We start from the raw sequence: 26,817 nt of genomic DNA, 5'->3' as shown, positions 1-26,817 counted from the left end.
ATATGATTTTCATAATTCGTATAGGAATCAAATCTTTCCCTCTCCAGTTCTTCCATGAAAGTTGAGATCCATGCCTTCCATCACCTCCATCAAGACCCAGGACGTCCGTTTCCCCACGTCCCTGGAGCTTGACGGGTCCGACGCGGTCAACGTGGACCCCGACTACTCTGCCGCCTACGTGGTCATCCGCACCGATGCGGGCGACGAGGGCCACGGCTTCGTCTTCAGCTGCGGCCGGGGCAACGAAATCCTCACGGCAGCCATCGACGCCTACGCCCGCCTGCTCCTGGGCCGCGACATCGACGAACTCATCTACGATCTTGGCGGCGCCTCCAAGCTCCTCATCCACGACTCCCAGCTCCGCTGGCTGGGCCCGGAAAAGGGCGTCACCCAGATGGCGTGCGGCGCCCTGGTCAGTGCGCTGTGGGACATCCGTGCCCGCCGCGAAAACAAGCCGCTGTGGCTCCTGCTCAGCGAAATGACCCCTGAAGAGCTCGTCAGCGTGGTCGACTTCACCCATATCCGGGACGCCCTAAGCCCGGAGGAGGCGCTGGACATCCTGCGCGCCGGCCAGGCTGGCAAAGAGGAGCGGATTGCCGCGCTTAAGGCTGACGGCTTCCCCGCCTACACCACCTCGCCGGGCTGGCTCGGCTACAGCGACGAAAAGCTCGTGCGGCTGAGCAAGGAGGCCGCGGCCGACGGCTTCTCGATGATCAAGCTCAAGGTGGGCGGGGACATCAACGACGACCGCCGCCGCATGGCGCTTGCCCGGGAAGCGGTGGGAGACCTCCCCATCGCCATCGACGCCAACCAGCGCTGGGAAGTATCCGAAGCCATTGAATGGGTCAACCAGCTGGCTGAGTTCAACCCGTACTGGATCGAGGAGCCCACCAGCACCGACGACATCCTCGGCCACGCCGACATCCGCAAGGGCGTTGCCCCGGTGCGGGTGGCCACGGGCGAGGCGGTTGCCAGCCGCATCATCTTCAAGCAGCTGTTGCAGGCCGGCGCCATCGATGTGCTCCAGCTCGACTCGACCCGCGTGGGCGGCGTCAGCGAGAACATCGCCATCCTGCTGCTGGCAGCCAAGTTCGGCGTACCGGTGTGCCCGCACGCCGGCGGTGTTGGCCTGTGCGAGCTGGTCCAGCACTTCTCCTTCTTCGACTACGCCGTGGTGGGGCGCAGCCAGGAAAACCGGATGATTGAATTTGTGGACCACCTGCACGAGCATTTCGCCGAACCGGTCCGGATCGTCGGCGGGCGCTACGCCGCCCCGGTTCTGCCCGGCACCGGAGCTGAAATGTATGCCGCCTCCCGGGCCCGCTGGGAATTCCCGGACGGGGCCGGCTGGCAGGAAGTGGGCAACCGCGCCGCCGTTACCGGCGCGTCCCTGGCCGCTGCGGGAACCGGGCGATGAGCGCCGCCGGACTGTCCGCCGGCACGCTGCAGCCGGCAACCGCCGTGGCCCAGTTGAACGAGGCGGTGGAGGCGGCCCATCGCGCCTTCGAGCTGGGCCGGCAGGCGGACCCGGACCGGCGCGCCGGCTGGCTGGAAGCCATTGCCGCGGGCCTCGAGCAGGACAGCGCCGGGCTGGTTGAAATCGCCGCCCGGGAAACCCACCTGGCTGTTGCCCGGCTGGAGGGTGAACTGAAGCGCGCTGTCTTCCAGCTGCGCCTCTTTGCAGCTGAAATCCGGCTCGGCGAGCACTTTGACGCCACCATTGACCACGCCGATCCCGCCTGGGGCATGGGACCGCGGCCGGACCTGCGGCGGTACAACGTGCCGCTCGGCGTCGTGGGCGTGTTTGGGGCCTCGAACTTCCCCTTCGCCTTCAGCGTGATGGGCGGCGACAGCGCTTCGGCCCTGGCGGCCGGCTGCGCCGTCGTCCACAAGGCGCATGACGCCCATGCGGAGCTGGCAGCGCGCACCGCCCGGACAGTGACCGACGCGCTGGATGGTGCCGGCGCGCCGTCGGGCCTGTTCGCCCTGGTGACGGGCCGCCAGGCGGGGGAGGCACTTGTGGACGACCCGCTGGTCAAGGCTGTCGGCTTCACCGGTTCCACAGCGGGCGGCCGGGCGCTGCTCAACCGCATCGCCGCGCGGCCCGAGCCCATTCCGTTCTTCGGTGAGCTGGGCGGCATCAACGCAGTCTTCGCCATGCCAAAGGCCTGGGCGTCGCGGCGGGCTGAGATCCTTGCCGGCTACGCCGCGTCCTTCACGCTGGGCATGGGCCAGTTCTGCACCAAGCCCGGCCTGCTGTTCGTTCCTGCCCGGCACGCGGCGGAGATCCGCGGCCAGCTGGAACAGGAGCTCTCGGCCTTCACACCCGCCCGGCTGCTCAGCGAGCGGCTGCACGCAGGCTACGCCGACGCGGTTGCCGGACTTCGGGGCAGTGGGGGTGTTGACGTCCTGCTGGCGGGCGACTTCGCCGAGGAGCCGTCCCCCACGGTCCTGCTCACCACCGCCGCGGAGGTCCGGAAGAATCCCGGCCTGCTCCGGCAGGAGATGTTCGGTCCGGCCAGCCTGGTGGTGGAGTACCAGGACCAGGCGGAGCTTCCCGGACTGGCCGGGCTGCTGGAAGGGCAGCTGACCACCACGCTGCAGGCCGAGGAGGACGACGACGTCGCGGCGCTGGCTGCCCGGCTGGTGGACATCAGCGGCCGGGTCCTCTGGAACGGCTGGCCCACGGGCGTCACCGTCAGCTACGCCCAGCACCACGGCGGGCCGTACCCGGCCACCACGTCCGCCACCACATCGGTGGGGACGGCGGCCATCCGCCGCTTCCTCCGGCCCGTGGCGTACCAGTCCTTCCCGGCGGCGCGGCTGCCCGAACCGCTGCAGGACGGCAATCCGTGGCGCGTCCCGCAAAGGGTCGACGGCGTCTGGCACCACCCGTCCGGCGGGTCCGGTTCCCGCACGTCGAGCGGGGAGGGCCTGCAGTGAATATTTCCGCCGCCTCCGTCCTGCCTGAGGATGCCGCGCAGGCACTCCTGATCGGCCGGGTCTGGGACGTTGAATCCGGCGGGCCGCGCCCGGTTGCCGTCAGCGGCGGCACGGTCTACGACCTGCACCGCCTGGCCGGAACCGTCTCGGAACTGCTGGAACTGCCGGATCCCGCCGCAGCCGTCCGTGCTGCGCTGCCGGACCCGGACCTGGCCGAACCGCGCTGGTCGACGGACGACGTCGTCGGCGCTTCCCTCGCCGGGGACACCGCCCGGCCGCACCTGCTGGCGCCCGTTGACCTGCAGGTCATCAAAGCCTGCGGCGTGACGTTCGTGGACAGCATGATCGAGCGGGTGATCGAAGAACGCTGCGCGGGTGATGCCGGCCGCGCAGCCGGCATGCGGGAACTCGTCGGGAAGGCCCTCGGCGGAAGCATCCACGGGATCCGGCCGGGCTCCCCGGAAGCGGCCGAGGCCAAACGCATCCTGATGGCCGAGGGGCTGTGGTCCCAGTACCTGGAGGTGGGCATCGGGCCGGACCCGGAGGTCTTCACCAAGGCGCCGGTCCTCTCATCCGTGGGGCTCGGCGCCGGAATCGGCATCCCGGCCTTCTCCGCCTGGAACAATCCCGAGCCCGAACTGGTGCTGATTGCCACGTCCCGTGGCCAGGTGGTGGGGGCGACGCTCGGCAACGACGTAAACCTCCGCGACGTCGAAGGCCGCAGCGCCCTGCTGCTGGGCAAGGCCAAGGACAACAACGGCTCCAGCGCACTCGGCCCGCTGATCCGGCTGTTTGATGGGACGTTCACCCTGGAGACGCTGCGCGCGGAGGAGATCCTGCTGCGGGTGGAGGGCCCGGACGGCTTCCGGCTCGAAGGACGGAACAGTGTTGCCCGGATCAGCCGCCCCTTCGAGGAACTCGTCTCGGCGACCTACGGACGGCATCACCAGTATCCGGACGGCTTCGCACTGTTCACCGGCACCCTGTTCGCGCCCACGCAGGACCGGGACGAACCGGGGCAGGGCTTCACCCACAAGCACGGCGACGTGGTGAGCATCAGCTGCAGGCACCTCGGCACCCTGGTCAACCGGGTTGGAGCCTGCGAGGAGCTGCCGGAATGGTCCTTCGGCCTCCGCCAGCTGTTCGACTACCTGGCCGGACAGCGGCAGCCCCAGCGGACGTAGGCGTTTATTAACGAAGGACGACGCCGGCACCCACCATGGGTGCCGACGTCGTCCTTTCCGCTGTGGTCAGCTGTTGTCCGGCTTGGCCAGGCTTTCCTTGTCCTCTTCCTTGGCGGGCTCATCCGACAGGCCCTGCGGCGTCAGGTCCAGGCTCTCCGGGTTCTCGGGCGGCTGCGGCGCCTCGCCCGTCTCGCCGGCCTTGGGGTTGCCAGTATCGTCCAGTGCGGGATTGGCGCCCTCGACGCCGGTGGGGTCCTTGGTGCCGGAACCGGCGCCGGTGTGGAGCGGCGCGGTGCTGCTGGATCCGGTGTTGGTGGGGTCGTTCTCGTCGATCGAAGTGGGCTCGTTCGTCATTGGAATGTCCTCTCGGCGTGGTCCAGCCTGTCCGCCGACTGTAGGCACAGCCAGGCCCGATCCGCAAGGAATCCGCTCCCGGAACCGGCCCACATATAGTGGGGACTGAACCGCTGGCGCAAAGGCTCAGGAGGCCCCGCATGCTCGTCCTCGTCATCAACTCCGGCTCGTCCTCGCTCAAGTACCAGGTGCGTGACGTCGCGGCCGGAACCGTCCTCACGGAGGGCCTGATCGAAAAGATCGGGATGGGCAACGGGGGAGAGGGCGACGGCGAGATCGTGGGCCCGCGGGACCATGCAGCAGCCCTAGAGCAGGTGGACGCCGCCATCCACCAGGAACTGGGCGACCTGCAGCTGGGGGCCGTGGGCCACCGGGTGGTCCACGGCGGCGAGCGGTTCGCCGAGCCGGTGCTGATCGACAACGAGATCACCCGCGCCATCGAGCGGCTCAACCCGCTGGCGCCGCTGCACAACCCCGCCAACGTCCTGGGCATCCGGGCCATCACCAAGAAGTGGCCGGACATGCCTCAGGTGGCCGTATTCGATACTGCCTTCCACCGCACCCTTCCCGAGCACGCCTGGCGGTACGCCGTCCCGGACGAGCTCTACACCAACCACGGCATCCGCCGCTACGGCTTCCACGGCACCTCGCACGAGTACGTCACGCGCCGCGCCGCTGCTTTGCTGGACATCCCGGTGGAGGAGTTCGACGGCGTCATCGCCCACCTGGGCAACGGCGCCTCCGTCACGGCCATCCAGGGCGGCCGGTCCGTGGACACCTCCATGGGCTTCACCCCGCTGGAGGGCCTGGTGATGGGCACCCGCTCCGGCGACCTGGACCCCTCCATCCTGGTGTTCCTGGGCCGGGCCGGCTGGACCCCGGAGGACATCGACACCATGCTGAACCGCGAATCCGGGCTCAAGGGCCTGGCAGGCAACAACGACATGCGCTCCGTCGTTGAGGCCTCGGAAGACGGTGACGCGCGGGCAACGACGGCGCTCGCGGTCACCTCCTACCGGCTGGCCAAGTACATCGGCGGCTACCATGTGGCGGTGGGCGGAGCCAAGGCCCTCGTGTTCACGGCCGGCATCGGCGAGAACTCCCACCAGTTCCGCGCGCTGGTGGCGGACAGGCTGGGAGCCCTGGGAGTGGAGCTCGACGGCGGCCTGAACGCCGAGCGGTCCAAGGAACCGCGCGTCATTTCCACGCCGCAGTCGGCCATCCCCGTCCTGGTGGTTCCCACGGACGAGGAGCGCGCCATCGCGGAGGCGACGGCCGCCGTCGTCTCCTCATCGGTTGCTTCGTAAGTGCCGTTTTCGGCGCCCAAAACGGCATTATTGGAGCACTCGATGGGGTTCCCGGGACGCTCTCTCACTTATCGTGGGTTTTCCCGGGACGCTCTCTCACCTACGCCCGGCCCTTGAGGATCAGGTTCCAGTAGATCTGCGGGAACATGTCCCGGTCCACCACCCAGGACAGCTTGCTTTCGTTCCACGTGGGCACCCGGGGGATGGTGGGCATGGGCCGGTACCGGTCGTCGAACTCGGCGAACACCACAGTGTCGCGTGAGACGGTGAACGGGCATACCGAGTAGCCGTTGTACTTCCGGGTCAGCGGCTTCCCCTTCCGCGCCGCCACCAGGTTCTTCGCCAGCACCTTGGTCTGCTTGCGCAGCGAACCTCCGGACTTGGAGTTGGTGGTGCCGGCGGCGTCCCCCAGCGCCCACACGTTGGGGTACCGGATGTGCCGCAACGTCTGCCGGTCCACCTCCACGAATCCGCCCTTGTCCCCGGCCGCCGGCAGGTCGGTGGCTTTCAACCAGTCGGGCGCCGACTGCGGCGGAACGGCGTTGAGGACGTCGTAGTGCAGGGACTCCTGCTCACCGGTCTCGATATTGCGGATGTTGGCCGTCTGGCCGGCGGCGTCCACCGAGACCAGTTCGCTGTTGGTCCAGAGCTCGATCCCGTACTCGGCGATCTTGCGGTCCAGCTCCCGGTCCACCTCCGGCACGCCGAAGACGGTGGGGTAGGGCTGGACCATCACCACGCGGATCTTGTCCAGGACGCCCTGCTCCTGCCAGTAGTCGCAGGCCAGGTACATGGGCTTCTGGCTGGCACCGCCGCACTTGATGGGCCCCGCCGGCATGGTGAACACCGCGGTCCCGGAGGTCAGCCCGCTGAGGAGCGTCCAGGCCTTGGGCGCCAGTTCGAACTCGTAGTGCGAGGCGCCGTGCGGGGAGTGGACGGCCTCGGCCAGTCCGGGCACCGCGTCCCAGTCGTACTGCAGGCCCGGGCACACCACCAGCTGCCCGTAGGCCACGGTTGACCCGTTCGCCAGCGTGACGGTGTTGGCGTTGGCGTCCACGTCCACGGCGCTGTCCCGGATCCAGGTGACACCGTTCGGGGTCACAGACTCCTGGGTGCGGACCGCCTCCTTGGCCGACGCCCGGCCCCCGGCGATGTGCGAGAACAGCGGCTGGTAAAGGTGGTGGTCCTTCGGCTCGATGAGTGCCACGTCCTTGACGCCGTAGCGCTCCAGGCGCGCCGCCAGGGACACGCCGGCGTTGCCGCCGCCGATGATCACTACCTCGTGCTGCCCGGCCACGGCGCTACTTCTTCTCCGTCAGGGCGGAGGCCTTGTGTGCAGCCCGGGCACCTGTCTTGGCCGATTCCACCACGTACTGCGGCTCGTCCTCGCTGGCGCGGTGCGTGTGGCCGTCCAGCTCGAAGTCGCTGGTTTTCTTCTCGATGATCTTGCCGTGCGTCTTGCCCTGCGATGTGTTCCACTCCACGGATGTTCCCTTGCTCAATGACATGTGTTCTCCTTCGGTGGATCTGGCGGAGGCTGGCGCTCCAGGGCGCCGGTGGCCGGACGCTAATGGTAAGCACGGTTACCTTCATAAGGTAGCGTTCCGGCCGGGCCGCCGCCACAGGGCGGTGCATGCATCCGACAGACCGCCCTGCAGCGGCCGTTGACAGGAACTGGAGGCAGGTCCAAGCTGTCGCTGTGCCTGCATTCCTACCGGCCGGGCCGCCGGCAACAGGCGTCCCTCAGAGGAGAACCCCGTGCCTGTAGTGGAAGAAAACATCGTCGTTGCCCGGCCTCCACAGGAGGTCTTTGATTTCCTGTCGAAGTTCGAGAACCTCGCGGCCTATGACCGGTTCGTTACCGCGTCCGGGCAGGTGGGCGACGGCCCCGTGGGGCTGGGAACGCGGGGGTGGGGCTCGAACAGTTATATGGGCATGCGGTCCGACTGGACCGTCGAGTACACGGAATTCGACCCGCCCCGGCGGCTGGTGTCCCGCTCGCTGGAAGGGAAGCGCGACCTCACTGTGGCATTCAACCTGGAACCGGCCGACGGCGGCACGCGCCTTAGTGAACGTATCGAGGTCAGATCAGGGCTGGGATTCCTCGACAAGCTGCCCGACCCGCTGGTGAGCAGGATCCTGGGCTGGTCACTCCGTGGCAACCTCAAGAACCTTGCCCGGTGGCTGGCGGAGCACCCGCAGACCTGATCGCAGCCCCATCGAGTGCTCCGTAACTGCCCTTTTGGTCCTCCCAAACGGCAGTTACGGAGCAGTCGATGCTACTTCAGGCCCGCCCCGGGCAGCAGTTCGGTGGCGCCGAGGGAATCGGCGATGAACGCGTAGTCCCACGCCCGCTCGCGCCACTGCACGTACCGGCCGGAGGCGCCGCCGTGGCCGCCATCCATCTCGATCTTCATGAGGATGGGCTCGGATCCGGCGGTCCGGTTTCGCAGCTCCTGCACCCACTTGGCCGGCTCCACGTACAGCACCCGGGTGTCGTTGAAGGACGTCACCGCGGCGATTTTCGGGTAGGCCACCTCCCGCACGTTCTCGTACGGGGAGTAGGACTTCATGTACTCGTACGCCTGCGGGTCCGTGATCGGGTTGCCCCACTCCTCCCACTCAAGGGCGGACAGCGGCAGGTCCGGATCCAGGATGCTGGTGAGCGGGTCCACGAACGGCACCTGCGCCACGATGGCGGCGTACTTTTCCGGCGCCATGTTTGCCACCGCGCCCATCAGCAGGCCGCCGGCGGATCCGCCCAGCGCCGCGATCCGCGCCGGGTCCACCCAGCCCGAGCCGGCCAGCCAGTCGGTGGCGGCGATGAAGTCGGTGAAGGTGTTCTTCTTGGTGAGCTTCTTCCCGTCCTCGTACCAGTGCCGGCCCAGCTCGCCGCCGCCGCGGATGTGCGCGATCACGAACACCACGCCGCGGTCCAACAGCGAAAGGCGCGCAATGCCGAAGCCCGGGTCCATGCTCAGCTCGTAGGACCCGTACCCGTACACCAGGCCCGCCGCCGTCGAATCCTGCTTGATGCTCTTGTGCCGCAGCACGGAGAGCGGGATCCGGGTGCCGTCCGCCGCCGTCGCCCATTCCCGGGTGGCCACGTAGTTGCTGCCGTCGTAGCCGCCCAGCACCGGGCTTTCCTTCCGCAGCAGCAGCTCGCCGGCGGGCCGCTCCGGGGTGGGCAGCACGAAGTCGTAGACGCGCGACGGCGTGAAGTAGGAGGTGTAACCCAGCCGGATGACGGGGGCCTCATAGTCCGATCCGCTGACGCCCGCTGTGTAGAGCTCCTCGTCGAAGGCCGGCTCCACCGGGGCCTGCTGCGCCGGCGTGCCCAGCCCGGCCAGGCCCATCACCTGCACCCGCTCAATAGTGTCTTTCCGGATGGATACGATCAGGTGCGTGGCGGTGACGCCCGCGCCGTTGACCCGGACGTCGTCGGAATGTTCGACGACGGTCTGCCACTGCTGCTGGGCCAGCGGCTTCTCCAGCTCGGCCGGGTCCGCCAGCGAGACCATGGAGTTGATGGCACCGCGGTTGTGGGTGAGGAGGATCCGCTCGGTCTTTTGCCCGTCCGGGCCGTCCAGCAGGAACGGCTCGGCCTCGTAGAGGACCCGCTCGTTGCGTGAGATCACTGTCCGGACGGTTTCGGAGGGGTCGTCGAAGCGGAGCAGCCGGGTCTCGCTGTATTCGGAGCAGCCGATGCCGAGCACCAGGTAGCGCCGGTCTGCGGAGAGCTCAAAGCCCAGCCACATGGCGGCGTCGTCCTCCTGGTAGATCACCACGTCCTCGGTGACGGGCGTGCCCAGCACGTGCGCCTTCACCTGGTGCGGGCGCCAGGAATCGTCCACCACGGTGTAGAAGATGCGCGCGCCGTCGGGGGAGAACGAGACGCCGTAGAAGACGTTCTCGATGACGTCAGGCAGGAGTTCGCCCGTGCGGAGGTCCTTGATCCGAAGGGTGAAGCGCTCGTCGCCGGAGTTGTCCACGGCGTAGGCGTAGAGGTTGCCGTCCACGGTCACGGCCGAGCCGCCCACGGAGAAGAACGGCTTGCCCTCGGCCTCGACGTTGCCGTCCAGCAGGACTTCCTCGCCGGGGATCGCGACGCCGGGCTCTACGGCAGGCGGGGTCCAGTCGGCGGTCCTGTCCCCGGTGTCGGCGGCCTTGACCCGGCACTGGATGCCGTATTCCTTGCCCTCCACGGAGCGGCTGTAGTACCACCAGCCGTCCTTGCGGTGCGGAACGGAGAGGTCGGTTTCCTGCGTGCGGCCCTTGATCTCCTGGAAGATGGCCTCGCGCAGCGGCTCCTGGTGCGCCGTCACCGCTTCCTGGTAGGCGTTCTCGGCCTTCAGGTGCTCCACCACCTCGGCGGACTCCTTGTCCCGCAGCCACTCGTAGTTGTCCACGAAGGTGTCCCCGTGGTGTGTCCGCTCCAGGGGGACCTTCTTGGCCACGGGCGGGGTGGCGGCGGACGCGGGCGTGGTGGCGGAATCCTGCAGCGGAGTGGAGGTCATGCCTTCAATATAGCCACCGTCCCCGCCAAGGGCAGGGCGCGTTCGCTACCGGGGGAGAACCGCCGTCGTGCCTTCCCAAGCCGGCTGGAAGGGGCCAAAGACTCTGGGATCGGGCGTGCGTTTCCCGGCAGGGTGGAAGGACAGCGCCAGTCCGCGAAAGGGAGACAACCATGTCCTTTGATTCAGGGCCCGCACCGCGGGCCGCAGCGTGGCGGGCGGTGGCCCGCTGCGTGGGAAAAACCTGCGTGATGCTGGCCCGGAGCCAGGTGCATCTGCCCAGGAACAACGTGGGCCGGGTGCTCCGCTTCGCGGACGGCAGCACGGCACGGGTCTACCGGGAGACCGCCGTCGACCGGATCTCACCCGCCGAGCCCTGCGTCCTGGTGGTCGCCTTCAAGCTCCGGCTGGTGCGGGGCAAGGCGCACCGGTTCTTCGAGGCTGAAAGCCTGCTCAACACCCCGCTCTTCGTCGGGTTCCCGGGGTTCGTGTCCAAGCTGTGGTGCGCGCACGATACCAATGGCGCCTACCGCGGCCTCTATGAATGGGACGGTGCGGCGCGGGCCCACGACTATGCGGCTGCCCTGTGGCGCGTCCTCGAGCTTGTGAGTGTTCCCGGGTCCATCAGCTACAAGGTGCTGCCCGGCCTGCGCCGGGACGAGGTGCTCGCCGATCCTGCCCGGATGGCGGCGGCGGAAGGTGACCGGGCCTGGTGGCGGCTTCTCAGCCAGGCGTGACAGCGGGGGCAGGTACGACGGCGGCCACCGACGTCTTGGTGGTAGGGGCCGGTCCCGCCGGCCTCACCGCAGCCCTGCAGGCCCACGCGCATGGCGCCACGGTCCGCGTGGTTGACCGCCGCGCGGATCGGATCCGCCCGTCCCGGGCGATGATGCTCCATGCCCGGGCGCTTGAAGGCCTCCGCCCCCTGGGCGTCACCGACGAGCTGCTGGACCGGGCGGATACGGCTCCGGAAGCCCGCATCCACCTGGGCCGCAAGGTGGTGGCCGCCAGGCTCGGCCGCGCCGACCTTCCGGACACCGCCTTTCCGCACCTGACCCTGGTCCGGCAGGCCGACGTCGAGGACGTGCTCTGGCAGGCGCTTCGGAAACGTGGGGTCCCCGTGGACTGGGGCGTCGAGTTCCGCAGGCTGGAACCGGAAGCTGCGGACGGACTTCTCCGTGCGGAGCTCCACACCGCCCGCGGGCTGGAGCAGCACCGGTGCCGGTTCCTGGCCGGGTGTGACGGGCAGTCCAGCACCGTCCGCGGCGTCCTGGGGGCCCGCTGGCGGGGCGGGCCGTACCCGGTGGAGGCGGTCCTGGCCGACCTGGAGCTGGACGGGTCCCTGGACCCGGGGCTGCTGCACGCCGCCGTCGGGACGGCCGGGCTGGCCTTCCTGTTTGCGCTGGGCGAGGGCGCCTCGTGGCGGATGCTGGCCACAAGGCCGGCAGCACCGCAGCCGGGCGCGCACTACGGGCAGCTCGGACCGCCCGTTCCGGCGGAGGAGGTGGTGCGCCTGGTCCGTGCGTCCGGACTGGAGGCCGCGGTGAGGGAGGTGCGCTGGTCCGCCCAGGTCCCGCTGCAGCACCGCATTGCCGGCACGTTCGGCAGCACCACCGTCTTCCTGGCCGGCGACGCCGCGCACGCGCATTCTCCCGCCGGCGGCCAGGGCATGAACAACGGAATCCTGGACGCGCTCAGCCTCGGCTGGCGGCTGGGGTTCGTCGCCCAGGCCGGACGGCAACTGCCCGAGCTGCTCGGGTCCTATGGGCAGGAACGCCGGCTCGCCGCGAGGCGGGTGCTTGCCCTGACGCACGTCATCTTCTTCGGGGAGGCGTCACCGCATCCTGCCGCCCGGGCCATCCGCGCACTGCTGCCGCTCTGTGCGCCGCTACTTCCGCTGGTGCTCCGCCGGCGCTGGCTCACCTCGAAAGGGATCAGGCTGCTGGCGCAGCCCTTCGTCCGGTACCGGCGCAGTCCCATTTCCGTGGACGGCACACCGCGGGCCGGCAGCTGGCCGAGGCCGGGGGACCGGCTGCCGGACGGGCCCGCGACAGTGGACGGCCGGAAGGTCCGCCTGCACGGGCTGACCGCCGTGCCCGGCATCCATATCTTCCTGGAGCGCGACGCCGGCCCGGACGTTGCGGCCGCAGTCACCGCTGCGGACGCCCGGCAGGCCCCGCTGCTCCACGTGCACCGGCTCACCAGCCACCCCGGTTCAGGGCTGGTGGCCGTACGGCCGGACGGACACATCGGCTTCCGGTGCGCGGCAGCGGATGTGCACCAGCTGCGGGACTGGCTGCGGCTGGTGGGCGCGTTGGGGGACTGAACCCGCCATCCGCCGCCGTGATGCCCTGTCACTTATGGTCCCTAAAAGAGGGTATTAGCAGCCGTAGCTGATGGGGCAACTGGCCGTGAGGGGGCCTAGTGACCTTCAGGCGGCAGGCGTATCCTGATCACGCCAGGCACATCAGCCACGCGTGAGAGGGGAAGTTTATGACCATCCCGCCAGTGCACGAACCCGAGCCGTTCCCGCCGGAACCCGGCCCCGAGCCCACACCGCCGGACCCCACCCAGCCCCAGCCCGGACATCCATCTCCCAACCCGTTCCCGGCGCCGCCGTCTCCAGGCCCGCTGCCGGTGCCCGATCCGGGGCCGGCCCCGCTCCGCCCGGACCCCACCCGGAGTTAGCAGGGACCACCCGAAAGGGGCCTTCCGCCCACTGCGGAAGGCCCCTTTTCCATGCCCCGGACAGGCCCCAAAAAGTTTGGAAAATTCCCTTCCGGACCGCTTGCGGATCTCCCTCTGCAGTGCTAAAAAATCTATATCAGCCAATACAGATCGGCTGGTACTCAAGAATAGTGTTGGACCAACTCTTACGAGGAGGGAAGCCATGTTGATGCGAACCGATCCGTTCCGCGAGCTGGACAGGCTGGCCCAGCAGGTCCTCGGAACGGCAGCGCGTCCGGCAGCCATGCCGATGGACGCTTGGCGGGAGGACAAGGAATTTGTCGTGGCCTTCGATCTGCCCGGCGTCGCGGTGGATTCAGTGGATCTGGATGTGGAACGGAATGTCCTGACGGTGCGGGCTGAACGGCCTGACGTTGCGGGCAAGGACACCGAACTGATCGCCTCCGAGAGGCCGCGCGGCGTCTTCAGCCGCCAGCTGATCCTCGGGGACACCCTGGATGTCGACAAGATCAAGGCAAGCTACGATGCCGGTGTCCTGACGCTGCGGATTCCTGTCGCCGAGAAGGCCCAGCCGCGGAAGATCGAGATCGAGACGAAGGGGGCAAAGCAGGAGATCGCGGCCTAGTTCCCTCCAAGGATCGGGACGTCGGGTTCTCTGTTGACTGCCAGGATGGGGCGGGTCGCCAAGTGCACGCCACAGCGCCAGACAGCGCATCGGCAGCGTCAACCCGTACTTCCCGATACGGTGGCCCCCGGCTCCGGCCGGGGGTCGTCCAAAGTTACCGGCGGGGATGCCTTGTCCTGGTCCGCCTGCCGGTGCTAGAACAGGGTTACCGGGAGGATCCGAACGCGTTGTATCTGCCAGTTTTGGGCGGTTTGCCGTTAAGGGACGCCACAGCGCCGGTAGCGCATCGGCAGTTGCGAGTGATCCCCTCCGATACGATGGCCCCCGAGCTTCCAAGCAGGGGGCCATCACTTTGCCCGGGCTATCTGATCCCAACGCGGGGTCATTTAGCGCCCAATAATCAGCTGGAATCGGGCGGGATGTGACCCCGCGTTCAGGTGTTCAGTTCCAGCATCAGCGCGGGCAGTTCGTCGGCGAGTTCCCGGGCCAGGAACCCGAGCGGGCCCATCCTGCTGGCCAGCCGGTCGGCAGCCGCGGCGTGAAGGTGCGTTCCCCAGCAGGCGGCCTGGGCGCCGCTGGTCCCGCGCGCCCTGAGGCCGGCAATCGCCCCGGCCAGCACGTCCCCGCTGCCGGAAGTCCCCAGCCCGCCGTACCCGGTGGTGATCTTCCACAGCTCCGGTTCCCGTTTGCCCCCCGGGCTCGGCGGCTGGGCGACGATGCCCTGGCAGCTCACCACGGCGTCGAACTGCTGGGCAACCGCGGCCACGTCGCTTTCCAGGTCCCCGATGTCGCGGCCCAGCAGGATCTCCGCTTCCTTCGGATTCGGGGTCAGGATCAGCCGTCCCCGCCACGGCTCCAGCTGCTCTTCAATCTTGGTCAGGCCGCCCAGGGCGAAGGCGTCAAGCACGACGGCGGCGCCCTCCCCGTCTTTCGGCCCGCCATCGGCGGACTCCCGCTCCAGCAGGGCCCGCAGCAGCTCTTCAGCCAGGTCCGGATTGTCCAGGCCCGGGCCCACCAGGATGGCGTCCGCCCGGTCAAGGTAGGCCGAGATCCGGTCCAGCCCGTCGGCTTTCACCGATCCTTCGGCAGTCTCGGGCAGGGCGATGGCCCCGCACTCCGGCAGCGCCACCCCCACCTGCACCGCCACGGATTCGGCGACGGCGAGCGTCAGCTTCCCGGCGCCGGCGCGCAGGGCTGCGGTTCCGGCCAGCAGGGCAGCGCCGGGAGTAGCCCGCGCACCGCCGACCACCAGCACCGAGCCGCGCGAATACTTGTCCTCGCCCGGAGCCGGCAGCGGCCAGTCGCGCAGCAGCGACGGCGTGACCAGCACGGGGCCGGCGCCGTCACCGCGGGTGGACACTTGTGTCCCCTGCATGCTCGGTAACTTCCACGCCCTGCTCGGCGAGGTGGTCGGCCACGTTGAAGCTCTCCAGTGTCCATGGCCCCGCGCCGGAGGGACGCACATACCGGGTGATCGACGCGTTCAGGATGGCCGTGTCCGCGGCAAGGTCCAGGAGTTCCTGCTCGGACATGCCCTCAAGCACGTAGCGGAACAGCATGATCACGGCGTCGTGGCAGACCAGCATCACGCGGTGCCCGTTGCCCAGGTTGTTTAGCTCATTGAGGACCGAGCGGAGCCGGAGGGCCACGTCCGCCCAGGACTCACCCCCTGGCGGCCGGTAGTAGAGCTTGCCGAGCCAGGAGCGGCGCTCCACCTCATCCGGGTAGCGCTTCTCCACGCCGAGCCGGGTCAGCCGGTCCAGGATGCCTAGTTCACGGTCGCGCAGCCTTTCATCCGTGCGCACCTCCGCCGGCCAGCCCGCAGCCTCGACGGCGATCTCCGCCGTCTGCCGGGCCCGGGCGTAGGGGGAGGACACCACAGCGTCCGGCCGGAACTCCTGGGCGATCCGGGCCAGCGCGATTCCCAGGGCCTTGGCCTGTTCCTGACCTGTGCCGGACAGGTTCACGTCAGCATCGCGGGCGGGCACGTCAATGACCTCCGCCCCCGCAAGCCGGGCTTCCGTGGCAGCCACGTTGCCTTCGCTCTCGCCGTGCCGGACCAGCAGCAGTTCCACCGCCCCGGCCTCCTGTACTGCCTGTGTCAGTCCGTCGTCGTTCAAAAAGATCACCCCGTCCGCGTGCCGTGCCGAATGCAGGAACACTACCAGCGGCGTACCCACCGGGCAGGGAAAATAACCGGACGACGGCGGCCGGCCGATAGGGAAAGCACAGCTTCCAGACGGTTGTGTGACTACCTAGTCTGTGAGACTATCTAGCTATGAATCCAGAAAAGCGTTGGCCCAGCGACTGGGTCCGGGCCGCGCTTCCTGTCTGCCTCCTTCAGGCCGTGGCCACCAGCGGCGAGGCTTACGGATATCAGGTCATCCAAGTCTTGAAGGGATCCGGCATTGATGGGCTCAGCGGTGGCACGATCTATCCCGCCCTGAATCGCCTCGAACTTGATGGGTTGGTCAGCTCAGAGTGGCGGGAAGGCGAGGCGGGTCCGGGGAAGAAGTTTTATTCACTGACCGATAAGGGGCGGCAACGGCTTCAGGAATCCTCATCGGACTGGGATGCCTTCACCTCAATCATCAACAAACTCCTCCAAGCAAAGAAGGCTCACTAGATGTCATCACAGGAATACCTGAAGGCTCTGGCCTATGAGTTGCGCCAGCGGAAACATAGCGAAGACATGGTCAGCAGCACATTGCAGGAAGTCCACAGCCACCTTGCTGTAAGCGGTGAAAGCGGCGAGGAGGCCTTCGGTCAGCCGCGTGATTATGCGGCCTCCTTCCCTGCGGGAACCTCTATGTCCCTCGGTGCCCGCGTTGGGCGGCTTGCCGCCGGACTCGTGATTGGGCTGCTGGGGCTGTACCTGGTGCTCCGCGGTGTGGCGGGGGTCAGCTTCGGCGTGACAGGCGCGCTCACGTACTTCGCGTCCATCCTCGTGCTGACTGCCGCGCTGGTCTTCACTGGGAAATACCTGGACAGGCGCCTCCCCGACCTCCGCTAAGAATTCCCGGGACGGAGGCGGGATGCGACGGCGGCGGCGGCAGGCTCCCGTGGTTCCCGCCGCCGCTGAAAGACAGACCTACCGCTCCGGCGTCAGCACCTTCGAGAACACCGTGGCACCGTTGGCGTTCCGCAGGCTCACGGTGAAGGCGTCGGTATCCAGCTGGACATGCCCGAAGAACTGGTTCTCGCCGTCGCGCGGTGACTCACCCGGGAAGCGGCCCGCCTTGGAGAACACCACCTCGGGCCCGAACGTGCCGTCCATCGCATTGGGACCGAAAGACCCGGCGGCGATGGGCCCGGCGACGAACTCCCAGAACGGGTCGAAGTCGGTGAATGCCGCCCGCTCGGGGGAGTAGTGGTGCGCGGCACAGTAGTGCACGTCTGCGGTCAGCCACACGGTGTTCTTCACCCGGTTCCGTTTGAACGCGCTAAGGACCCCTGCGATCTCCAGTTCGCGGCCCAGCGGAGCGCCGGCCTCGCGGTTGGCAACGCTTTCCTGGTTGACCGGACCGTCCGGCACGATGACGCCCAGGGGCATGTCCGCCGCGATCACCTTCCAGGTGGCCTTCGACGCCGAGACCTCCCGGATCAGCCAGTCCACCTGCTCCTGGCCCAGGATGCTGGTGGTGTAAGTTTCCTTGCCGTCGGTGTTCGGGGACTTGAAGGTCCGCATGTCCAGGCAGAAGATGTCCAGCTGCGGTCCGCGGGAGATCTTCCGGTAGATGCGCGCGGGCTGGTACTGGCCGCCGTCGTCGAACGTTCCCGGCCGCCACAGCGCGGCACTGTCCGCGATGGGCATGTTCTCCTGCCACGCCTGCCGGCCACGGGCGGCGAGCGTGTTGACGTCGCGCACCGTGTAGCGGGGGTCCTCCAGGATCTCCCCGGGGTACCAGTTGTTGGTGGTCTCGTGGTCGTCCCATTGGGCGATCACGGGCACGTCCGCGAACAGGGCCCGCATGTTCGCGTCCAGCGAGTTGTACCGGTGCCGGCCGCGGAACTCGGTCAGCGTCTCAGCCACCTTGGACACCTCCTCGGTCACCAGGTTCCGCCACACCTGCCCGTCCTTCTCCACCACGGTTTCGGCGATCGGGCCGTCCGCGTACACGGTGTCGCCGGAGTGGATGAAGAAGTCCGGCCGGGTCTGGTGCATGGCCCGGTAGCCGCGCATCCCGCCGATCTCCTCGTTGATGCCCCAGCCCTGCCCGGCCGTGTCGCCGGTCCAGACGAAGCTCTGCGCGGACGACGCCGGGACCTCGCCTCCGTTGCCCGTGCTGCCGGTGCGGCCCGTGCCGTTGTACGTCCCGGCGTCCGGGGCTGTGCGGAAGCTGCCGCGGACCGTCTCACTGGCCGCGCCGCCGTCGTCCTCGAAGCTGATCTCCAGCGCGAACCGCGTGTTGGACGGCAGGTTCCCGGCGTGGATCTTGGCGGTGAAGTCGGACGCCTGGGTGGCCCGTGGCCCGCGGAGGGTGCGCTCAAAGGCGCCGCGCCCGCGCAGGATCTGGCCGGCATCGTCCACTGCGCGCAGGAGTGCCGTCATCCGGCCGGCGCCCGAGGCCCGGGACCACAGGACGGCCGAGTCCGATGTGACGTCGCCGGTGGCGATGCCGCTGGGCAGGGTGAGCCGGTTGCGGACCAGGGCAACGCCGGACCGGGTGGGTGCTGCGCTCGCGGCGGCGGGTACGGAGGCCAGTGCGGCGGCCAGGACGGAGCCCTTGACGATGGTGCGGCGGGAAATCTCAGTGCGGGAAGCGGAAGTCATGCCCTCAGGGTTCCGCCGCCCGGCGCACAGACCTTTTCCCGCGGGTGAACTTCCGGTGAGCCGGGGCTGAACAGCGTGGGCGGATCCTCGTGGTGAAGCCCGGACTCACTGCGCCGGGGCAGTCCCTGCGCGGTGAAACCCGAGTTCACTGCGCAGGGAAGCGGGCGGCTCTGGCCTAGGGCCTGGCGAGCTCGGCGATCCTGCCCTCGCGCAGGGCAGCCCCCACCGCGGCGATGGCCCCGTAGTCCGGGAACAGCACCGACTGGCCGGCCACGAACCCGGACCCGGCGGTGGGCATGGTCATGGTGCCGATCGCGTTGGGGTCCAGGTTGCGGAGGCTGTACGCCAGCATGGCCACCTGTACGGGGTCGAAGCCGCGGTCCACGGTGAGGCAGCAGGCGGCGAAATCCACCAGTCCGCGCACGGCGTTGACGTCATTCAGCGCCCCGCCGCCGGTAAGGCGGGCCAGGATGGCGCGGAGCAGGATCTGCTGGTTGCGGACCCGCTGGAAGTCGCCGTCCGAGAAGGCGTAGCGCTCGCGGGCGAACTCCAGGGCCGACTGCCCGTCCAGGTGGTTCACCCCGGCAGCGAAGACATGCTGGGTGTCGTGGGTGGACTGGAACGCGATGGGCACGTTGACGTCGATCCCGCCCAGCCCGTCGATGAGGCCGCGGAAGCCGTGGAAGTCCAGCATGAGGGTGTGGTCGATGGTGATCCCCAGCAGCGACTGCACGGTGGAGGTCTGCATGTCGATGCCCCCGTACTGGAGCGCGGCGTTGATCTTGGCGCCCCCAAAGCCCGGGATGTCCACCCAGGTATCGCGGTTGATGGACACGATGTAAAGCGTCCGGCGGTCCGCGGGGACATGGACCACCATCAGGGTGTCGGCGCGGTGGTCGATCGCTTCGCCGGTCCTGGCCGTGTGGTCAGCCGCCTCCCGGGCACTGGCGCGGCTGTCGCTGCCGATCACCAGCACGTTCATGGGCGTCGCCGGAAGCTCAGGGATGGGTGGTGGCGGCGGGGGAGGCGGTGGCGCCGCCGGCGTTGTCTCCGTGGGGGTTGGCGTGGGAGTGGGCGTGGGGCTCGGCGACTCGGTTTGGGTCGCCGCGGGCTGCGCTTCCTGGCCGGCGCGGTTCAGGCTGATCACCGCCACCACGGCCGCGGCGACGAGCACCAGCGCCAGCAGCGCCGCGATCCAGCGCCGCCGCCCGTGCGCCACCATGCCGTGGCCTGCCGGATCCGCTCCGGAACCTGCCGCCCCGGAAGGGCCGGAACCGCCTGGAGTGCTCATGCTGCCTCCACCTCATTGTGATTGGTGGGTTTAGTGTCCGCCCGCCAGCCCCCTGCTGGCTACAAACTTGTCCAAACTGTCATCTGCCAGTTCCCGGACCGGGTCCCGCAACGGCACCGTGATCCGGGCACTTTCCATTGCGGGAATCTAGCACCGGGAAGCATGGCGGCACATCGGGGGAATCCACAGGAAAACCGCACAGAGGCACGCAGCTGCGGTTACAGCGTGTTGGCAGCCTTCCGGCGGTCGGGGGCGTGCAGGCGTGCGTGGCGGAGGATGGAGACGATGGCCGGGGCCAGCTCGTCCTCCATCTGCCGGTACACCTCGGGGGCGCGGCGGTAGGGGTCGATGACGTCGTTCTCGGCGGCGTCCGCGGGGAGCGAGAGGTGGCGCACCCCGGCCGCACGGGCCGGCAGGCCGCGCCAGAAGGCGGTGTTGGCAGCCAGGGGATCGCCGCCGTCGGGCATGTCCGAAGCAGCGGCGGGCGGCTGGGAGGAGGCGTCCCGCTCGTCCAGCACGTCGAGCATGCGGGCGAACTCGCGGATGGTGAAGGTCCGCTTCAACAGGGACGCGTCCAGCTGCAGCACCTCCCCGCGATGGCCGGAGGTCATGGTGAGCACCAGGTCGACGCCGCGGAGGATTTTCTGGGTGAGCTGGCGGGCCGCAAAGCCCTCCGGGTCGCCGCCGAAGGTCCGCACGATGTCCGCGGAGAGAGGCTGGATGGGGTCGCCCACCATGGCCCGGGTTCCGGCGCTGGCCACCTCGAAACCGCCGGGCAGCACCTGGTCCAGCCCTGCCTGCAGCAGCCGTTCGGCCACGGGGGAGCGGCAGATGTTGCCGGTGCAGACGGTGAGGATTCGTACTGGTGCGGATGTGTCCAAGGAGATGTCCCTCTTCCCAGCTGGTGGACGGACGTTCAGCCCGTGCCTTTCAACTTAACACGCAACACCCCGGGACCCGCACTACCCATCCCGGCCCGCTGCCGCCACCATGGAAGCAGCCCGGGAAACGGAGAGGGGACGACGTGACTGCAGAGACGTCGGAACATGATTGCGTGATCGCCGGCGGCGGACCGGCCGGCATGGTGCTCGGCTACCTGCTCGCGCGGGCAGGCCTGAAGGTGGCCGTGCTGGAGAAGCACGGCGACTTCTTCCGCGATTTCCGCGGCGACACCGTCCACCCCTCAACCGTGACCCTGCTGGGGGAACTCGGGCTGCGGGAAAAGTTCCTGCAGCTGCCGCTGACCAGGCTGTCCACGATGGACGCGGTGGTGGATGGCAAGCGATTCACCCTCGTCGACTTCCACAGCCTTCGGGGCCCGGACAACTTCCTGGTCCTCGCCCCGCAGTGGGACTTCCTCAACTTCCTGGCCGGCGAGGCTGCGGCGTTCCCCACCTTCGAACTGCACATGGAGACCGAGGCCACCGGACTCATCATGGAGCAGGACCAGGTGCGGGGCGTCCGGGCAACAGGGCCCGACGGCGGACGGGAGTTCCGCGCGACGCTCACCGTCGCTGCCGACGGGCGTGCCTCGGTGCTCCGGGCGGCGGCGGGACTGGTCCCCGACGAGTACGGTGTGCCCATCGATGTGCTCTGGTTCGGCCTGCCCAAGCCGCCCGACCCGCCGCCGGTAACCCTCGCCTACGTCTCGTCACGGGGCATGGTCCTCACGATCGACCGCGGCGACAGGTACCAGTCGGGCATGGTCATCGAAAAGGGCGGGTTCGACGGGCTGGAAAAGGCGGGGCTCGGTGCGCTCCGGGACCGGATCACGTACGCGGCACCCTTCCTCAAGACCGTTGTCGGCACGCTGCAGGACTGGGACCAGGTCAAGCTCCTGTCCGTCCGGATCAATAGGCTGCGGCGCTGGCACCGCCCCGGGTTCATTGCCATCGGCGATGCCGCGCATGCGATGTCCCCGATGTTCGGCGTGGGCGTGAACTTCGCGATCCAGGATGCGGTGGCACTGGCCAACGCCATTGCGGCAGACCTTGCCGTCGGCACCGCACCGCCGGAGAAGCTCGCCGCCGTCCAGCGCCGGCGCGAGATGCCGGTCAAGATCATGCAGCGGCTCCAGCGCGGCGGGCACCGGGTGCTTGCCAGGGCCACCAGCGGCAGCCGGGTTGCGCCCCGCTGGCTGCCTCCTGTCCTCCGGCTCGCCTCACCGGTGCTGCGGCGCGTGACCGCCCGGTTCGTGGGCGTCGGGATCCGCCCCGAGCATGTGAAGCCGGCGGCACCCAAAGCCAGGCGCCGCCGGCCAAACCAACGCTCTCTCACCTAACGCCATTCTCGAAGGCACGCTCTCTCACTTTCCTCAGGAAAGTGAGAGAGCGTCGGCCGATGGGGTGCGGTAAGTGAGAGAGCGTCGCCGGGGAGGGTCAGAGTTTGCCGAGCAGCTCCTTCATCTCGGTGATCTCGGCTTCCTGGGCGGCGATGATGTCGCGGGCCAGCTGGATGGACGCCGCGTTCTTGCCGGCACCGATTTCCTGCTGGGCCATGTCGACGGCGCCCTCGTGGTGCTTAATCATGTGTTCGAGGAAGAGCCGGACGGCGTCGGTCCCCTCGGCGGCCTTGAATTTCTCGATGCCTTCGGCGTCCACCATGCCGCTCATGCCGTGCCCGGAGTGGTCCGACATCATGGTGGGCACGTTCCAGCTTTCCAGCCAGCCGGTCATGGTCTCGATCTCGGGCGCCTGGGCCTCCTTGATCCTGGTGGCCAGGGCCGTGACCTCGGCCGGGACGTCCTGCTTGGCCAGGATGATGTCACTCATCTCCACGGCCTGGGCGTGGTGCGGAATCATCATCTGTGAGAACGCGATGTCCGCCTGGTTATGGTCGGCGCTGGCGTCCGGCATCATGCTGGACATCGGCGCGGAGCTGCCGTGATCCATGGGCATGGTGTTTCCGCCGGAGCTTCCGGAGCCGGCCGCGCAGCCGGCAAGGCCGAGCGAGGCTGCCAGGGCAGCGGCGAGGGAGAGGGTCTTGATCTTGCTGTTCATGAAGATTGTCCTTCAGGTAGGTCAGTGGAACTGGGCCGAAACGGTGCGTGCAGCGGCACGCCGCGGCGCCGGTTTACGTCCGGCTGATGGACAGTTCGCAGGGCGTGGGACCTGAAGGGATGTAGCTGTAGGCGGTGGACCGGGCTCCCGACGCCAGATACAGCGGAGCTGCCGAGGTGGCCGGGGGAGGTGCGACGGCCGGCGATCCCGCCGGCACCAGCGGGACGCAGGCCGCTCCGGCTTCCTCCGCCCCGGGGCAGCCGGAGCTGCAGGAACCCGAGGCGGTGAAGGACTCGTCCGCGGGCTGGGCGCCCTGCCCCTTGTGGCCGTCATGGGAATGTCCGACGGCGGGATCCCCGGCACGTGGGTGGGTGCCGCCGTCGTGCGCGGCACCGGTATGGCCGGCGTGCTCAGCGGCCGTGGAGGCCGGCGTCGCGTGGGCCGAATGGCCTGCGGTCAGCACGTGCATCCCCAGGATGCCGGCCAGCAGGGCCAGGACCGCGGCAGCCAACGCGGCCGGGCGGAGGGCAGCCACGACGGCGGTGCGGATGCCTGCCTGCATGCTGTTCCCTCCCCTCACGCGGACCACACCTTTCAACGTACCCTCAACGTCAACGTACCTCGGACGGGTTCAGTTTCAGGCGCCGCAGCAACTGGGCGTTCAGCGCCACCACAATAGTGGACGCGGACATCAGCACGGCACCCGCCGCGGGCGAGAGGACAACGCCGGCGAACGCCAGGACCCCGGCGGCCAGGGGCACGGACAGGATGTTGTAGCCCGTCGCCCACACCAGGTTCTGCCACATCTTGCGGTAGCTCGCCCGCGAGAGGTCCACCATGGACAGGACGGCCCGGGGATCGTTTCCGGCCAGGACCACCCCGGCGGACTCCATGGCCACGTCGGTGCCGGCGCCGATCGCGATGCCCACCTCGGCACGGGCCAGCGCCGGGGAATCGTTGACGCCGTCGCCCACCATGGCCACCTTCAGCCCGCGGGCCTGGAGCTCGGCCACCTTCTTGTCCTTGTCGGCGGGTAGGACCTCGGCGAACACCTCATCGATCCTGAGGTCCGCCGCCACGGCCCGCGCCACCTGCCGCGCGTCGCCGGTGACCATTGCTACCTTGACGCCCCGGTTCTGCAGCGCCGCCACGGCCTGCCGGGACTCCGGACGCACCGCGTCCTCCAGGCTGACTGCGCCCAGGATGCGGCCGCCGTCGAGCACGTGCAGGACTGCCGCGCCGCGGTCCATCCAGCCGCGGGTCACCGCGGCCAGGGCAGGGGGTTCGACGGCGGCAAGCTCGCGCAGGAGCGCGGGTCCGCCCACGTGCAGCGTCCGTCCGTCCAGGGTGGCCCGCACGCCCCGCCCGGTCAGGGAAGTGAACGAGCCGGCGGCCGGCACCACCAGGTTCCGGTCCCGGGCCGCGCGCACGATGGCCCGCGCCACGGGGTGCTCGCTGTCCGATTCGACGGCCGCGGCCAGGGCCAGCAACTCGTCAGGATCGACGCCCTCGGCCACTGCCACATCCATCAGCTCGGGTTCACCGGTGGTGAGGGTGCCGGTCTTGTCGAAGAGGACAACGTCAACGGTCCGCATGCGTTCCAGGGCCATCCGGTTCTTGATCAGCACGCCGGCCCGGGCGGCCTGCTCGGTGGAAATGGCGATGACCAGCGGAATGGCGAGGCCCAGGGCATGGGGGCAGGCGATCACCAGCACTGTCACGGTCCGGGTGACGGCCTCCGGAACACTGCCCAGCAGCGTCCAGGCGATGAACGTCAGGACGCCGGCCGCGGTGGCGAAGTAGAAGAGGAACGCTGCCGCGCGGTCCGCCAGCGCCTGTGCACGCGAGGACGAAGCCTGGGCTTCGGCCACGAGCCGCTGGATTCCTGCCAGCGCCGTATCGTCGCCCACGGCCGTGACCCGCACGCGGACGCTGCTGTCCGTGGCGACGGTTCCTGCCACCACCGGGGCTCCGGGGCTGCGGGGAACTGTCTTGGACTCGCCCGTGATCATGGATTCGTCGAACTCGGCCTGCCCGTCCACCACGGTGCCGTCGGCGGGCATCCGGGCGCCGGGCCGGACCAGGACCAGGTCGTCAGGGCGGAGTTCGGAGACCGGCACCGTCTCGGTGCCGCCGTCCGTGACGCGCTCGGCCTCGTCGGGCAGCAGGGCCGCAAGGGCATCCAGCGCACCCTGCGCGGAGCCAAGGGCGCGCATCTCGATCCAGTGGCCCAGGAGCATGATGGCCACCAGCAGCGCGAGCTCCCACCAGAAGTCCAGGTCGAAGCCGCCCAGGCCCAGGCTGGTGATCCACGAGGCCGCGAAGGCCACTGTAATGGCCATGGCGATCAGGAGCATCATGCCCGGCCGCCGGTCCTTCAGTTCCTGGAGCCCGCCCTTGAGGAACGGCTGCCCGCCGTACAGGAAAATGACGGTGCCCAGGACGGGCGGGATCCAGGTGGAACCGGGGAACATGGGCGCCATGTAGCCCAGGATGTGGCCCACCATGGGGCTGAAGTAGACCACCGGAACGGACAGCGCCAGGGTAAGCCAGAACCGGTTCTTGAACATGGCGGTGCTGTGCCCGGCGTGCTGGCCGGAGGTGTGGACGGCGTGGTCGTCGTCGCCGTGGTGCTGGTGCGCCGGCTGGTGGTGGCCCGCATGGGGAGCGGTGTGGCGGGTGAGCGTGCCGCCTGCCTGGCTGCCGTCGTCGTGGTGGTGCGTTGGTTGGTGCATGTCCTGCATGGTTTCCTCCTTGGAGGACTGGTACTGCGCCGGGCGGTGCCAGCAGAAGCGCAAAGGTCAGTGTGCGGCCAGGGAATACCCGGCGGTGGTGACGGCCGTGCGGACGGCCTCTTCGGAGGCGGAACCGGCGACCGTGAGGCGGGAACGCCCGCCGGGAACCAGGTCAACGGAGGCCGAATCAACGCCGTCCAGGGCGGCTACCGCCGTTTCAACAGTCTTGACGCAGTGCCCGCAGGTGAGTCCTTCAAGCGCGAACTCGCGCCGGCCCGAGGCCGCAGGGGAATGGGCGACGGCGGCTGCGGTCTTGGGTGCGTGGCCTGCGGGGGAGCAGCAGCTGCAGCCGGCGGCGGATGCCAGGGGGAGCGCTGTGCGGTGTTCGATGTTCATGTCAGTTCCGTTCCTTGACGAAGGATGAATCCTTGGTAAGCAGGGTGCTGGGGTTGAACGGCTGTGAAGGCGCTGGAACCGCCGGGACATACCACTTCACTGACAACACGTTGAGCATACCCCCAGGGGGTATCTTCGTCAAGGGGTGGGAGGGGGCTGCCGGCCCACCCCTCTTCGGGTAGGCGGGACCTATGGCCTACCCGTCGGAGTCCGCCGCGGCCATACTGGTAGTAGTGCCCCGGATGATCTGTTGCGCCGCGGGTGCTGGATGCTACATGGAGGTGGCCCCTGTGATGACGGACCTGACCGGCCCTTACACCTATTCGAGCGCCCTGGGCGACAATGAATGCGTCGCCGGGACCTTCCATGTGGACGTGGCAGGGTGGAAGGTCCAATGGTCCGACAGCATGTTCGAACTGCACGGGTATCGGCGTGGCGACGTGGTGCCCACCCTGGAGCTGCTGTACTCCCACAAGCATCCGGAGGACAGGCCCCGGTGCCAGGCCATCGTGGACCAGGTCCTGCAAACAGGCGGCTACTTCTGCATGTACCACCGGATCATTGACGCCAAGGGGCGGACCCGGCGGGTGCTGACCTCCGGTGAGGGCATCATGGATGACGCCGGCAACGTCTCGGTCATGGAGGGGGTCATGGTGGACCTCACCACCACCCTGCAGCGCGAAACGGAACAGACCGCACGCGACGCCGTCGCCGGTGCCACTTCCACCCGCAGCGTGGTGGACCAGGCCCGAGGCATCCTGATGGGCCAGCTGAAAATGGGTGCCGACGACGCTTTCCAGATGCTGGTCAGCACCAGCAGCCACCGGAACGTCAAACTGGTGGTGGTGGCGGCGGAGCTCGTGAAGCTGGCCAATTCCGCCGAGGCACGGAACTACCTCGACCACGCCGTCAAAGCTATCGCGACCGAAAGCCGGCCGGGGGCGTCCCGGCGCCGGGCGGGATAGCACCGCAGGACACAATACTTTTGGGCGCCGGCGGTAGCGCCC

At 68.7% G+C, this 26,817-nt stretch carries 25 protein-coding genes; 12 read left to right on the top strand and 13 right to left on the bottom strand.

Annotation, left to right across the window (positions count from 1 at the left end; translation table 11 throughout):
- Positions 1–70: 70 nt before the first annotated feature.
- Genes ACJJV6_RS03865 through ACJJV6_RS03855 form a run of 3 tightly spaced genes read left to right on the top strand, consistent with a single transcriptional unit; the run spans position 71 to position 4,127 of the window.
- Positions 71–1,417, top strand: a complete 1,347-nt coding sequence (locus ACJJV6_RS03865) for an L-fuconate dehydratase (protein WP_009356630.1) — start codon at positions 71–73, stop codon at positions 1,415–1,417.
- Positions 1,414–2,943 carry an aldehyde dehydrogenase (NADP(+)) gene (locus ACJJV6_RS03860; RefSeq protein ID WP_009356629.1) on the top strand — a complete coding sequence of 510 codons (1,530 nt, stop codon included), beginning with the start codon at positions 1,414–1,416 and terminating at the stop codon, positions 2,941–2,943. Before ACJJV6_RS03865 ends, ACJJV6_RS03860 begins: the two co-directional genes overlap by 4 nt.
- A complete protein-coding gene (locus tag ACJJV6_RS03855; RefSeq protein ID WP_009356628.1) occupies positions 2,940–4,127 on the top strand; it encodes a fumarylacetoacetate hydrolase family protein in 1,188 nt (395 codons plus the stop codon). Before ACJJV6_RS03860 ends, ACJJV6_RS03855 begins: the two co-directional genes overlap by 4 nt.
- A gap of 66 nt (positions 4,128–4,193) precedes the next feature.
- On the opposite strand, the gene ACJJV6_RS03850 is transcribed toward ACJJV6_RS03855, so the two are convergent.
- Positions 4,194–4,481 (bottom strand): hypothetical protein, encoded by a 288-nt coding sequence (locus ACJJV6_RS03850; RefSeq protein ID WP_009356627.1) that lies wholly within the window; start codon positions 4,479–4,481, stop codon positions 4,194–4,196.
- Positions 4,482–4,621: 140 nt separating this feature from the next.
- Here ACJJV6_RS03850 and ACJJV6_RS03845 point away from each other — a divergent pair, with 140 nt between their 5' ends.
- Positions 4,622–5,788 carry an acetate kinase gene (locus ACJJV6_RS03845; protein WP_009356626.1) on the top strand — a complete coding sequence of 389 codons (1,167 nt, stop codon included), beginning with the start codon at positions 4,622–4,624 and terminating at the stop codon, positions 5,786–5,788.
- Between the two features lie 100 nt (positions 5,789–5,888).
- On the opposite strand, the gene ACJJV6_RS03840 is transcribed toward ACJJV6_RS03845, so the two are convergent.
- On the bottom strand, positions 5,889–7,085 hold the full coding sequence (locus ACJJV6_RS03840) for an FAD/NAD(P)-binding oxidoreductase (RefSeq protein ID WP_354175901.1): 1,197 nt from the start codon (positions 7,083–7,085) through the stop codon (positions 5,889–5,891).
- Between the two features lie 4 nt (positions 7,086–7,089).
- The gene (locus ACJJV6_RS03835) at positions 7,090–7,296 is read right to left on the bottom strand and encodes a DUF2945 domain-containing protein (protein ID WP_009356625.1); all 207 of its coding nucleotides are present in this window, start codon (positions 7,294–7,296) and stop codon (positions 7,090–7,092) included.
- Between the two features lie 250 nt (positions 7,297–7,546).
- Between ACJJV6_RS03835 and ACJJV6_RS03830 the strand changes: the two genes are divergently transcribed.
- A complete protein-coding gene (locus tag ACJJV6_RS03830; RefSeq protein WP_152419505.1) occupies positions 7,547–7,996 on the top strand; it encodes an SRPBCC family protein in 450 nt (149 codons plus the stop codon).
- 71 nt (positions 7,997–8,067) lie between these two features.
- Here ACJJV6_RS03830 and ACJJV6_RS03825 read toward each other — a convergent pair whose 3' ends face one another.
- The gene (locus tag ACJJV6_RS03825; RefSeq protein ID WP_009356623.1) at positions 8,068–10,305 is read right to left on the bottom strand and encodes a S9 family peptidase; all 2,238 of its coding nucleotides are present in this window, start codon (positions 10,303–10,305) and stop codon (positions 8,068–8,070) included.
- A gap of 170 nt (positions 10,306–10,475) precedes the next feature.
- Here ACJJV6_RS03825 and ACJJV6_RS03820 point away from each other — a divergent pair, with 170 nt between their 5' ends.
- The 3 genes from ACJJV6_RS03820 to ACJJV6_RS03810 all read left to right on the top strand — a co-directional run bounded on the left by ACJJV6_RS03820 (position 10,476) and on the right by ACJJV6_RS03810 (position 13,615).
- Positions 10,476–11,039: a hypothetical protein gene (locus ACJJV6_RS03820; protein ID WP_009356622.1), complete on the top strand. Its 564-nt coding sequence runs from the start codon at positions 10,476–10,478 to the stop codon at positions 11,037–11,039.
- Complete coding sequence (locus tag ACJJV6_RS03815) at positions 11,015–12,628, top strand: FAD-dependent monooxygenase (RefSeq protein WP_407710000.1); 1,614 nt, start codon at positions 11,015–11,017, stop codon at positions 12,626–12,628. The genes ACJJV6_RS03820 and ACJJV6_RS03815 overlap by 25 nt, the downstream gene beginning before the upstream one ends.
- Positions 12,629–13,192: 564 nt before the next feature.
- The gene (locus ACJJV6_RS03810; RefSeq protein WP_009356620.1) at positions 13,193–13,615 is read left to right on the top strand and encodes an Hsp20/alpha crystallin family protein; all 423 of its coding nucleotides are present in this window, start codon (positions 13,193–13,195) and stop codon (positions 13,613–13,615) included.
- A 433-nt stretch (positions 13,616–14,048) separates the two neighbouring features.
- On the opposite strand, the gene ACJJV6_RS03805 is transcribed toward ACJJV6_RS03810, so the two are convergent.
- Both ACJJV6_RS03805 and ACJJV6_RS03800 read right to left on the bottom strand, forming a co-directional pair.
- Positions 14,049–14,990: an NAD(P)H-hydrate dehydratase gene (locus ACJJV6_RS03805; protein WP_052014006.1), complete on the bottom strand. Its 942-nt coding sequence runs from the start codon at positions 14,988–14,990 to the stop codon at positions 14,049–14,051.
- Positions 14,959–15,744, bottom strand: coding sequence for a histidine phosphatase family protein (locus ACJJV6_RS03800; RefSeq protein ID WP_035751843.1), 786 nt, complete (start codon positions 15,742–15,744; stop codon positions 14,959–14,961). Before ACJJV6_RS03800 ends, ACJJV6_RS03805 begins: the two co-directional genes overlap by 32 nt.
- Before the next feature lie 149 nt (positions 15,745–15,893).
- Here ACJJV6_RS03800 and ACJJV6_RS03795 point away from each other — a divergent pair, with 149 nt between their 5' ends.
- Complete coding sequence (locus ACJJV6_RS03795; RefSeq protein WP_009356617.1) at positions 15,894–16,241, top strand: PadR family transcriptional regulator; 348 nt, start codon at positions 15,894–15,896, stop codon at positions 16,239–16,241.
- Entirely contained in the window at positions 16,242–16,628 is a 387-nt protein-coding gene (locus tag ACJJV6_RS03790; RefSeq protein WP_354175896.1) for a hypothetical protein, read from the top strand. It abuts the gene before it with no gap.
- 78 nt (positions 16,629–16,706) lie between these two features.
- Here ACJJV6_RS03790 and ACJJV6_RS03785 read toward each other — a convergent pair whose 3' ends face one another.
- From ACJJV6_RS03785 to ACJJV6_RS03775, 3 genes are all read right to left on the bottom strand, one after another.
- Complete coding sequence (locus ACJJV6_RS03785) at positions 16,707–18,389, bottom strand: alkaline phosphatase D family protein (protein ID WP_407709999.1); 1,683 nt, start codon at positions 18,387–18,389, stop codon at positions 16,707–16,709.
- Between the two features lie 175 nt (positions 18,390–18,564).
- Positions 18,565–19,680: an LCP family protein gene (locus ACJJV6_RS03780; protein ID WP_407709998.1), complete on the bottom strand. Its 1,116-nt coding sequence runs from the start codon at positions 19,678–19,680 to the stop codon at positions 18,565–18,567.
- A 218-nt stretch (positions 19,681–19,898) separates the two neighbouring features.
- Positions 19,899–20,561 carry a low molecular weight phosphatase family protein gene (locus tag ACJJV6_RS03775; protein WP_009356613.1) on the bottom strand — a complete coding sequence of 221 codons (663 nt, stop codon included), beginning with the start codon at positions 20,559–20,561 and terminating at the stop codon, positions 19,899–19,901.
- Positions 20,562–20,704: 143 nt separating this feature from the next.
- On the opposite strand from ACJJV6_RS03775, the gene ACJJV6_RS03770 reads away from it, so the two are divergent.
- Positions 20,705–21,961 (top strand): FAD-dependent oxidoreductase, encoded by a 1,257-nt coding sequence (locus ACJJV6_RS03770; RefSeq protein ID WP_268743655.1) that lies wholly within the window; start codon positions 20,705–20,707, stop codon positions 21,959–21,961.
- Positions 21,962–22,058: 97 nt separating this feature from the next.
- On the opposite strand, the gene ACJJV6_RS03765 is transcribed toward ACJJV6_RS03770, so the two are convergent.
- The 4 genes from ACJJV6_RS03765 to ACJJV6_RS03750 all read right to left on the bottom strand — a co-directional run bounded on the left by ACJJV6_RS03765 (position 22,059) and on the right by ACJJV6_RS03750 (position 25,810).
- Positions 22,059–22,679, bottom strand: a complete 621-nt coding sequence (locus ACJJV6_RS03765) for a DUF305 domain-containing protein (RefSeq protein WP_009356611.1) — start codon at positions 22,677–22,679, stop codon at positions 22,059–22,061.
- Positions 22,680–22,752: 73 nt separating this feature from the next.
- Positions 22,753–23,241 carry a hypothetical protein gene (locus tag ACJJV6_RS03760; RefSeq protein ID WP_009356610.1) on the bottom strand — a complete coding sequence of 163 codons (489 nt, stop codon included), beginning with the start codon at positions 23,239–23,241 and terminating at the stop codon, positions 22,753–22,755.
- A 49-nt stretch (positions 23,242–23,290) separates the two neighbouring features.
- Entirely contained in the window at positions 23,291–25,423 is a 2,133-nt protein-coding gene (locus ACJJV6_RS03755; protein WP_354175894.1) for a heavy metal translocating P-type ATPase, read from the bottom strand.
- 57 nt (positions 25,424–25,480) lie between these two features.
- Entirely contained in the window at positions 25,481–25,810 is a 330-nt protein-coding gene (locus ACJJV6_RS03750; RefSeq protein WP_407709997.1) for a heavy-metal-associated domain-containing protein, read from the bottom strand.
- Between the two features lie 275 nt (positions 25,811–26,085).
- Here ACJJV6_RS03750 and ACJJV6_RS03745 point away from each other — a divergent pair, with 275 nt between their 5' ends.
- Positions 26,086–26,775, top strand: a complete 690-nt coding sequence (locus tag ACJJV6_RS03745; RefSeq protein ID WP_009356609.1) for a PAS and ANTAR domain-containing protein — start codon at positions 26,086–26,088, stop codon at positions 26,773–26,775.
- The last annotated feature ends 42 nt before the right edge of the window (positions 26,776–26,817 follow it).

Origin of the sequence: Arthrobacter nitrophenolicus (genome assembly GCF_045833485.1) — a bacterium.
Classification (GTDB): Bacteria; Actinomycetota; Actinomycetes; order Actinomycetales; family Micrococcaceae; genus Arthrobacter; species Arthrobacter nitrophenolicus.
The sequence above is the reverse complement of the archived record's forward strand: the minus strand, read 5'-3'. Positions and strand labels throughout refer to the sequence as shown.